Source organism: Kitasatospora sp. NPDC047058 (assembly GCF_040643935.1).
GTDB lineage: Bacteria > Actinomycetota > Actinomycetes > Streptomycetales > Streptomycetaceae > Kitasatospora.
Map to the genome: position 1 here is coordinate 1 of NZ_JBEYVJ010000290.1, position 9312 is coordinate 9312.

6 protein-coding genes are annotated in these 9312 nt (G+C 75.0%); 2 read left to right on the plus strand and 4 right to left on the minus strand.

The annotated features are described in order from the left end of the window. The 3 genes from ABZ885_RS30115 to ABZ885_RS30125 all read right to left on the minus strand — a co-directional run. A partial coding sequence (locus ABZ885_RS30115) for a hypothetical protein (protein WP_360195381.1) occupies positions 1 to 2290 on the minus strand: 2290 nt, incomplete at its 3' end. 151 nt (positions 2291 to 2441) lie between these two features. Continuing rightward, positions 2442 to 3014, minus strand: a complete 573-nt coding sequence (locus ABZ885_RS30120) for a hypothetical protein (RefSeq protein ID WP_360195384.1) — start codon at positions 3012 to 3014, stop codon at positions 2442 to 2444. After that, positions 3011 to 4981, minus strand: a complete 1971-nt coding sequence (locus ABZ885_RS30125) for a hypothetical protein (RefSeq protein WP_360195387.1) — start codon at positions 4979 to 4981, stop codon at positions 3011 to 3013. The genes ABZ885_RS30120 and ABZ885_RS30125 overlap by 4 nt, the downstream gene beginning before the upstream one ends. A gap of 353 nt (positions 4982 to 5334) precedes the next feature. Between ABZ885_RS30125 and ABZ885_RS30130 the strand changes: the two genes are divergently transcribed. Continuing rightward, positions 5335 to 6201 carry a hypothetical protein gene (locus ABZ885_RS30130; protein ID WP_360195390.1) on the plus strand — a complete coding sequence of 289 codons (867 nt, stop codon included), beginning with the start codon at positions 5335 to 5337 and terminating at the stop codon, positions 6199 to 6201. Positions 6202 to 6229: 28 nt separating this feature from the next. On the opposite strand, the gene ABZ885_RS30135 is transcribed toward ABZ885_RS30130, so the two are convergent. Continuing rightward, positions 6230 to 6850: a hypothetical protein gene (locus ABZ885_RS30135; RefSeq protein ID WP_360195393.1), complete on the minus strand. Its 621-nt coding sequence runs from the start codon at positions 6848 to 6850 to the stop codon at positions 6230 to 6232. Between the two features lie 302 nt (positions 6851 to 7152). Here ABZ885_RS30135 and ABZ885_RS30140 point away from each other — a divergent pair, with 302 nt between their 5' ends. Next, entirely contained in the window at positions 7153 to 9207 is a 2055-nt protein-coding gene (locus ABZ885_RS30140; RefSeq protein ID WP_360195396.1) for a PEP/pyruvate-binding domain-containing protein, read from the plus strand. The last annotated feature ends 105 nt before the right edge of the window (positions 9208 to 9312 follow it).

The following is a 9312-nucleotide window of genomic DNA, read 5'->3' on the forward strand; positions in this document are numbered from 1 at the left end:
GTGCCACGGCCAGCGGATGGCGCCGGCGGCGGTCGTCCGCGTCGGACGGGACCTTCATGCCGTGGTGCCAGGCCAGGGCGTGCCGGGACTGCGCGGGGAAGGCGGCCGCCCAGTCGGTGGCCTTCGGCATCGCGTCCTCGGCCAGCGCCTCCTTCAGCTGCCCGGTGACCTCGGCGACGTCCAGGGCGAAGTCCACGTACTCCAGCAGGCCCACGTCGTGCCGGCGCCGCCGGTAGACCTCGGTCAGCAGCCGGGCGGACTCGTCGTCCTCGTCGCGCAGCCAGCGCAGCAGCGGCGCGCAGGCGCTCTGCCAGTACGCGCCCCAGGCGTCCATCCACTCCTGGACGGCGGCCAGGTTGCGGGTCACCGCGTCGTCGATGGTGGCCCGGAAGGTCTCCTGGTAGACGGTGGTGACGTCCGGCGAGATCGAGTCGTCCTGGCGCTGGTCCCGCCGGGCGCCGGGCCCGATCCGGTGGCGGCGCGGCGGCTCGCTGCGCGACACCAGCAGCTCGGGGTCGTCGGAGGCCCGTTCCATCAGGTGGTTCCACTGCTCCCAGCCGTACACCTCGTTGCGGACCTGCCGGCTCACCTCGGCGAAGGACGGCGGCAGCGGGCCCTCGGGGGTCTCCTCCTGCGGGTCGCGCAGCTGCCGCAGCTGGCGGGTGGCGCGCTGGAACACCGCGCGGATCTGCTCGAAGCGCGCGGCCGCGCCGACGTACTCCTCGCTGGGCGCCACCAGGTCGAGGCAGAGGCGGCGGCGCAGGTCGCGCAGGGCGGCCTCCAGCTTGTCCTTCGACTGCCGTGCCCGCTCGGCCTTCTGGCCCACGCCGTGCTCGCGCACGTGCGCCTCCAGCAGGTCGCGCAGCGCCTTGAGCCCGCCGTCCTGGTCGTAGGCGCGCAGCCGGTGCGCCCAGTCGTCGCCGGGGAACCGGTCCTCCAGCCGGGTGACCGCCTCCTGCCAGTGCGGCAGCGGCTCGGCCCGCAGCCCGGACAGGACCCGGTCGAGGGACGTCCTGGTCTCCGGCGAGGCGTCCTCGTAGGTCAGCCCGTACGCCTCGATGGCGGCCACCGCGGACACCGCCACGATGCGGTCGGCCCGCCGGCCGACGTACTTGCCGCCCTGGATCCGGATGCCGTTGAGGGCGTCGGTGAGCGGGGAGTTCCCGTCGCCGGCCGGGGGCACGCCGACCCGGTCGAAGAGGTTGGCCGCCACCAGCGCGGCGTCGGCGAGTGCGGCGGGCGTGCGGTCGTCGTCGGTCAGCATCTCCCAGAACGACAGGGCCTCACGGGAGTAGGGCCGTTGGGCGTTGAGCACGACCAGGATGGTGTGCATGTCGGCCAGGACCCGGCGGCTGAGGTTGCGGTCGCGCCCGTACGAGTTGGCCGCGCCGATCCCGGGGAAGTCCAGGACCTGCACCTCGTGCTCGTGCATCAGGCCGCCGATCTCCCACTCCTCGGGCGAGACGAACACGGTCTGCTCGACCCGCTCGATCAGCGGGAAGCTCGCCCGCAGCGCCTCGCCGTCCTCGGCCACCCTGGCCCGGGTGAAGTGCAGGGACTCCACCCGCGGCGCCTCGTCCGGGGTGGCCTGCACCGGCGGCAGCAGCAGCGCGGTGCGCACGGCGGCGGAGTCGATGTCCAGCGCGCCGGAGTCCACCAGGTCGCGCTGGCCGCGCAGGGCGTCGCGGATGCGGCACAGCTCGACCACGGCGTCCCGGTGGGTGGCGGCGATGGTCAGCGGGTTCACCGCGGCCACGCCCTGGCCGGGGCGGCCCCACAGGCACGGGTACCAGCTGTTGAACGGGCTCCAGCCGCGTTCGTCCAGCACCGGGTTGTGGCCGCCGATCAGCTCCCGGGCGCGCAGCTCGGGGTGCCGGGCCTCGATGCCGGTCACCAGCTCGTCGAGGATGTCCCCGACGCAGGAGCCGAGCTGGGCGGTGCTCATGTAGCGGATCAGGGTGCGCGGCGCGACCTCGGTGCGGCTGCCCGGCTCGCCCCGCACCAGCCGCAGCACGGTGATGTTGCCGGTGGCGGGGCGCTCCTCCACCGCGAGCAGGTCGGGGCGGCCCAGCAGGGTGCCCACCAGCAGCGACTTGCCGACGCTGTACTGGCCGACGACGGCGAGCGACACCGGCGCCTCGGCCCGGGCCCGCAACTCGCCCGCGAGGTCGAGCACCTGCTCGCGCAGGGCGGCCTCCTCCGGGCCCTCCGGAGGGTCGAACCCGGCCAGCAGTGCCTCGACGGCCTGGGCGAGATCGCTCAGCGCCGGGAAGTCCATCGAACGCGACAACGGTCAACTCCTTGGAGTGCAGGGCCTCGGCCGGCCCGGGGGCCGGGCGGGCCGCGGTGGACGGATGCCGGGCGCCGAAGGGGGAAGCGGGAGCGGGCGGGGGAGGAGGGTGGGGGAGGTGCGGGTCGGGGCGTGCTCGGGTGCCGGGTGCTCAGGTGCGGAGGAAGAACAGCTCCAGGCGGACCGTGCCGGCGCGGCCCTGCCCGTCCAGGTACGGGCGGATCAGCCGGCGGTCGTCCGCCGGGAAGAACCCGGGGGCGACGGCGTGCACCAACGGTGCGACGGAGTCCGCCAGTGCCTGGCTGCGGCCCAGGTCGGCCGTGCACCGCGAGCAGCCGGCGGCCGTGCCCCAGACGAACACCATCGCGGCGCTGCGCCGGGTGTACGGGCCGATCTGGTCCTTCAGCCGGTCCGCGAAGGCGGCGCGGGCGGCGGGGTCGCCGCCGATCAGCCCGTCGGCGTCCACCTCGACCACCACCGAGGTGCTGTTCGGGTCCAGGCCGGGCGGCGGCGCCGGGGAGCTCGCCGTCGGCGCGGCGGGGGAGGAGGACGCCGGCTCCGGGGCGGCCGGCGGGGAGGCGGTGGTGCCGGGCGCGGGCGAGGGCTCCGCGACCGGGAGCGGGGTGGTCTGGCCGCCCAGCACCACCAGCACCATGACCACCATGAGGTCGGCGAAGAGCCAGCCTGCGCCGTGCAGCAGCCATGTGCCGCCGCGCCCGGTCATCCGGCGTCCCCGCCGTCACGGGCGGCCCGGCCGGGGGCGCCCCAGGGGGCGGTGCGCCGGGGCTGTGCGTCCTGGGGCTCCGCGGTCCAGGGCTCCGCGGTCTCGGGCTCCGCGTCCTGGGGTACTGCGTCGCGGGGCGCCGGGTCGCGGGGGAGCGGTGCCCGGTCGGCCGGCGGGGCCGGCGGCGGCCACCCTTCCTCCGCCCGGCGGTCGGTGACGGCCACTGCGGGGGCGTGGAGCGTGGGGGTCCGGAGTGCCGGGGCCGGTGCAGCCGGGGCCGCGTCGGCCGGCGTCGCCCCGGCGTGCTCCCGCCAGGACTCCCCGAGCTGCTCCAGCCGGGCCCCGGTCTGCGTGAGTGCCTTCTGCAGCCCGTCCGCCGAGTTCACCAACTCGTCCCGGTGCAACACCAGTTCGTCCCGGCCGGTGCGCAACTCCGCCTCCTGCCGGGCGAGTGCGTCCCCCAGCCGGGCCAGCCGCTCGCCCAGGAACTCGCCCTGCCCGGCCAGCGCGCCCACCCGGCCGGCCAGCCCGTCGACCACCCCGCGCGCGGCTTCCACCGCGGCGAGCAGCTCGGCCTGCGCCGTGGCGGTGTCCCGCCGGCCCGAGGCGCGTCGCTCGCCGTCCTCCCGGATCAGCTCGCCGAGCGCGGCGACCCGGTCGCCGATCACCGCCGCGGCCTCCTCCACCTCGCCGCGCAGCGAGGCGGCGAGCGCCGCGACGGCCAGCTCGTACGCGGTGCCGATCCGTTCGGCGCCCTCCTCGGCGGCCGCGCCGAGGGCGTGCGGCAGCCCGGTGACCGCGCCGTCCAGGCCGGCCACCACGCCGACGAGGTCCCGGGCGCCGGCGGTCAGGGTGTCCGTCGCGGTGGTGAGCAGCTGCTCGGCCGCCCGGCTGCGCTGCTCCAGGGCCTCGGTGTGCAGGACGGCCTGCCGTGCCTGGGCGTCGAAGGCCCCGGCGAGCACCTCGTCGAAGCGCCCGGCCGCGGACTCGGCCGCCGCCGTGATCCGCGCCGCGCTGCTCGCGGTGCTGTGCTCCATCCCGGCGGCCAGTTCGGCCACCGCTCCGGCGACCCGGTCGCCGAGCAGCTCGCTGCCGCGGGTGAGCCCGGCCGCGGCGGCCGCGGCCCGGTCCGAGGCCTCGGAGACCTGTTCGGTGCCCTTCCGCAGCGCGGTCGTCGCGTCCTCCATGGACCGCACCGCCGCCACCGCCGTCCGGGCGGCCTCGGTGGCCTGCTCCAGGACCGCGCGGGACCGGTCCCCGGCGCCCGCGGACAGAGTGATGAGTTCGCGCAGCCCCTCGGCCGCCGACTGCAGCTCGGTGGCGAAGCGGCGCGGCTCGGTGTGCGCGGCGGCCGCCGCCAGCGCCTCGGTCTGGGCCAGCGCGAACGCCAGCCGGCGCACCAGCTCCCGTCCGCTCTCCTCGTCCTGGCGTGCCATCACCTGCCGGACGACCCCGGCGGCCACCAGGCCGGTCAGCAGCAGCACCGTGTAGCCGACCAGCCAGTCGAACCTGGCCGGCCCGGCGAGGTGTCCGCCGAAGCCCTGCTGCCACAGCTCCAGGAAGGAGGCGCGGTCCGGCCCGGCCGTGGCCCGGCCGGCGCCGCGGTCGTCCAGGTAGTCCTGGTAGGCCGAGACCGCGAGCCCCAGCCCGCTCCAGGTGAGCAGCAGCGGGAAGAGCACCATCACCGAGGACGCGAGCTGCAGGCCGGTGGTGATCCGGCCGCGCCGTCCGCCGCCCGGCCCCAGGGCCGCCGCGGTCCCGTACGCGGCGACCAGGCTGCCGCCGGCCCAGGGCGCGAGGCCGTTGCCGCTCCTGACCGCCGCCGCCAGGTCGCGCAGCACCCCGCCGAACGCCTCCACGCGCGGTTCGCCGGCCAGCAGCTCCAGTTCCGCCGCCAGTCCGGCCGGATCCGACGCCCTCGGCGCCGGCCTCGCCCGCGACTTCTCCCCACCCGGACGGTTTGCCAACGCACCATTCGGCAGGACCATGTGCCCCAGCCCCTCCGTCCACCCCGTACGGATCATGGGCACGCCGAAGTATCAAGATCCTCAAGAGAGTTGACGATCACTCGGCGACGCCGTGATGACCATCGTAGGGGTAGCGCGTAATCGGACGGTCCGCTTTTCCTTCCATTTATGCAATCGACATCACCGCCCGGAAAATGGCATGCCCATTGCGCCGTGGCCATGCCCGGAAAAGCGGACACGTGTGCGGACGGGGTACTCGTGACGCGGTCCGGCGCCGGCCCCGGCGCCGCGGTGCACCGCCGTCGGCCGGGCCCGGCCGACGGCACGGAGGGTCCGGCCCCTACGATCGGGCCGTGGCGGGAGTACGGGAGCGTCCGAGGCGACTGGACCGGCCGGTCAGGGACGTTCAGGCGTACCTGTCGGGCCGGGGCGGTGTGCTGCCCTTCGCCGTCGCCTCGGCCGACTTCGAACCCCTCCCGCCGGGCGGGGGCCAGGGCGGCCTGCCGTTCGAGTTCGCCGACGAGGTGTCCCCCGACGGCCTGCCGCCCGGGTTCGGCGCCGCCTTCGGCGAGGGCGTGCTCGCGCGCCTGCGGGCCTGGTCGCTCCACGGCGTCCTGCCCTACGCGGTGCGGGTGCGCCTGCGCCGTGCGCAGTGGTGTGAGGGGCGGTCGACGGCGGCCGGCTTCGCGGCGGCCGGGCAGCAGGCGGCGTACGAGTTCTGCGACGCCTTCCACGACGGCGTGGGCCCGCGCCGGCTCTTCACCGTGCGGCCCGGCGGGTGGCGGCAGGAGGCGGCGGGCGAGGCGCCCGCCGTCCGCGATGTGCACGTCCGCCTGGTCAAGCCCGCCGTGTGCGGCCACTACGCCGTCGCCACCGCGGACTTCGAGGCGCTGCCCGCCGACGGGGAGGCGCTCTTCGAGTTCGTCCTGGAGATCCCCGGGAACCGCCTCCCGCCGGAGTTCGCCGAGGCCTTCGAGCGCGGCCTGCGGGAGGAGCTCTACGCGACCGGTGACGGACGGCTGCCCGTCCGGGCGTTCCGGGTCCGCCTGCACGACGCCGAGTGGCACCGGGTGGACTCCAACGAGATGATCTTCCAGGCCGCCGGCCGCCGGGCCGCGGCCGAGGCGCTCCGCCGCTTCCGTGAGGGCCGCCTCCAGGAGGACGGCCTCCGGGAGGACCGCCTCCGGGAGGACGCCGGGCCGGGAACCACTGCGTCCTGACGTAGCGGTCGGACCCCGGGCGCGGACGTCACCCGGCAGGTGTGCCCACCGTCGTCGTGACGCGGACGACGGCGGGCCTGCGCGGGGTGGAGCCGAAGCCGAACCGCACGGGGGTGACCGGCGCGAGCGGGCCGAGCGGCCGGCCGTCGAGGACGGCGGCCACCGCGGTGACCGCGTGGAGGTCGCGGACGCCGTACCACTCCCGGCGGCCCCGCCCGGCGGTGCCCCGGGTGCGTACGCCGAGCAGGAGGCGGGCGAGCGGATCCGTCACGGCGGTCCAGCCGGGCCGGGCGGCGAGCGGGCCGGGCACCGCCCGGAGCGCCAGGCCCAATACACCCCGCCGCCCGGTGGTGAACCGCAGGTCGAGCGCGTCGGCCGTGACCCGCCAGGACGCGCCGCCGCGCTCGACGCGGACCGGGGTGACCCGCACCCGGTCGAAGGTGTACGTGCCGGCGATGAAGCCGGCCGTCCGCTCGGTGGGGGCCAGCAGGAGCCGGTGACCGTCGGCGTACTCGATCATCACGTCGGAGAACGGCCCGAACGGCGAGGCGGCCCAGTGCCCCACGACCAGGCGCGTGCCGGAGGCCGTGCCGACGCCGGCGATCCAGCCGTCGAAGCGCAGGGCCCGGGGCGCGGACGGCGGCTTCACCGCATTCCTCCCCGGACGGGAACGGCGGGGCCGAACGCCGGCGGTCGTGCCGGAATCGACTTTTCCGGAAATCCTTGAATGTTCATCAGGAAGCCCCTTCCTGTGACCTTTGCCACGTCCCGGCGTGTCGTTGTGGTTCGCGCGGGGACGATCCGCTGGCCGAATCGGTCCGCGTTGGCCTGATGTCACTTGATCATTCGTAAAATCTTCATGACGATGGCACTGTGTGCGTAGCCGTACCACCCTTCTGAACCAGATGCACACCGATCGTGTGTACGATGACGAATGGCTGAACTGTGCGCATGACCCGTTCGGATCGCAACGACGCGACCACGCGGCCCCGCCTACAAGGCAATACGCTCGCCCTCCAGGAGTTCTCCCGGCTCGCCGGACTCGTCGGGGGCTATCCCTACGTGAAAATCGTGTTGGACCGCGAGGAGTCGTTACTCCACTTCATCGACAGTGCCGCCGGCACCCTCCACGTCCAGTACGTCGGGTGCGAGATCCTCGGCATGTCGATGGAGGAACTGGCCTGCGGGCTCGACTCCTTCAACGACGACGTCTACCGGAATCCCGATCGCCGCTTCTTCCTGGGCACCCTCGCCCGGCACACCGGAGGCGCCGCGGAAACCGGCCACGCGGACGAGGTCTTCCTCTCCCTGGAGACGGTCGACGTCGACACCATGTCCCAGGAGATGCTGAGGTCCTTCTACCACCGGGTGCGCGAGCACATCGACCCGTCGCTGCCACTGGTCCTCAAGCCGGCCAACCACGAGCAGGAGGGCTACCTCGCCCGCATCCCGGAGACCGAGATACCGCGCGTCCTGTCCCACGAGCTCTATTCCACGGCCTCGTTCGTGCCGCTGAACGCCGGGGCGGCCCACGGGCGGCTGCGGGTGTTCCGCTCGGAGGAGGAGTACCGGGCCGACCCCGAGCCGCTGGACTTTCAGGACATCGTGGTGATGCCCCGGGTGCCCGAGGACATCCCCCGGGTGTCCGGCATCATCCACACCGAGCACACCACCCCGCTCTCCCACATCAACGTGATGGCCGCCGGATGGCGGATCCCCAACGCCGTCGGCGTCGGGGCCGTCGACCGGATCGACCGCGCCGGGCTGGCCGGCCGGTGGGTGCACTACCGGGTCGACGCCGACGGCGAGGACCTCCTCCTCGAAGCCGCCGAGCCGGGTACCGGGGGCGTCCGGCCGGAACCGCCGGCCGAGCGCATCACCGTGGACCGGCCCGACCTCACGCCGACCCCGGTCACCCCGCTGTCCGACCTGCGGGCGGGCGACCACGTCCGGTTCGGCACCAAGGCCGCCAACCTCGGCGAACTCACCCACCTGCTGCAGCACGGCTCACCCCGCTGGCTCGGCTTCTACCGCGTGCCCCGCCCGCCCCGGGACAACCTGCTGCGCTACCTGGCCCGGCAGCTCGGCCTCCCGGAGGACGCGGACGAGGCCGAACTGGCCGCCGCCGCGCAGCACCTGGTGAAGGAACACGCCCACGTGCCGCGCGGGATCGTGCTGCCGTTCTCCCTCCAGCAGCGCTTCGTCGACTCCTCGGCGGAGCTCCGGGGCGCCCTCGACCGGCTCGACTCCGAGCTCCGGCAAGGGACTTCGTCCCCCGGGGAGGCGCCGTCCCGGGACCGGGCCGCACGGATCGGGGAACTCTGCCGCGAAGCGCAGCGGCTGGTCCGCAGCACCCCGCTGCCCGGCCCGGTCCGCACCGAGATCACCCGGGCGCTCGACCTGCACCTGTACGGCGTGCCCGTCCAGGTCGTCCGCAGCTCGTCCAACGCCGAGGACCTGCCCGGCTTCTCCGCCGCCGGACTCTACGAGTCGGTGGCGGACGTCAGCGGCCCGGACGCGGTGCTCGACGCGGTCCGGGAGGTCTGGGCCTCGCTGCTCTCGCCCCGTGCGGTGCTGCTGCGGCTCCAGGCGGGCATCCCCCTGGACGACTGCCGCATGGGCGTGATCGTCCAGGAACAGGTCGGCGCCACCGTCGGCGGCGTCCTGGTCACCTGCAACCCGCTGAGCCCGCAGGACTTCCGCGACGTCTACCTCAACATCTCGCCGCGTTCCGTGACCGACGTGGTCTCCGGCCGGGGCGCCCCGCTCCAGTACCTGTGCAACACCATGGAGGGCGGCAGCCGGACGGTCTCGCTCGGCACCGCCGCCACCGACCTCGACGCCGGGACCAAGGAGCTCCTGCGCAAACTGGCCCTGATCAGCCGGCTGTTGCAGGCGCACTTCTCGCCCGACGAGACGTACGGCGCGCCGGTCGACATCGAGTGGGCGGTCGAGGGCGACCGGGTCGGCCTGCTGCAACTGCGCCCCTTCCGCGCCGCCGGCTGACGCGGCCCCCGGGCACACCATCCCCCGGGCACCATCCCCCCCCGGGCAGCGTCCCGGCCCGGATGCTGCCCGGGGCCTGCGCGCGGCACCCCGAGTGTTGAGCGG

Coding starts and splice junctions, on each gene's coding strand:
- ABZ885_RS30140 (WP_360195396.1), top strand. CDS start 7,153: ATGACCCGTTCGGATCGCAACGACGCGACCACGCGGCCCCGCCTACAA.
- ABZ885_RS30120 (WP_360195384.1), bottom strand. CDS start 3,014: ATGACCGGGCGCGGCGGCACATGGCTGCTGCACGGCGCAGGCTGGCTC.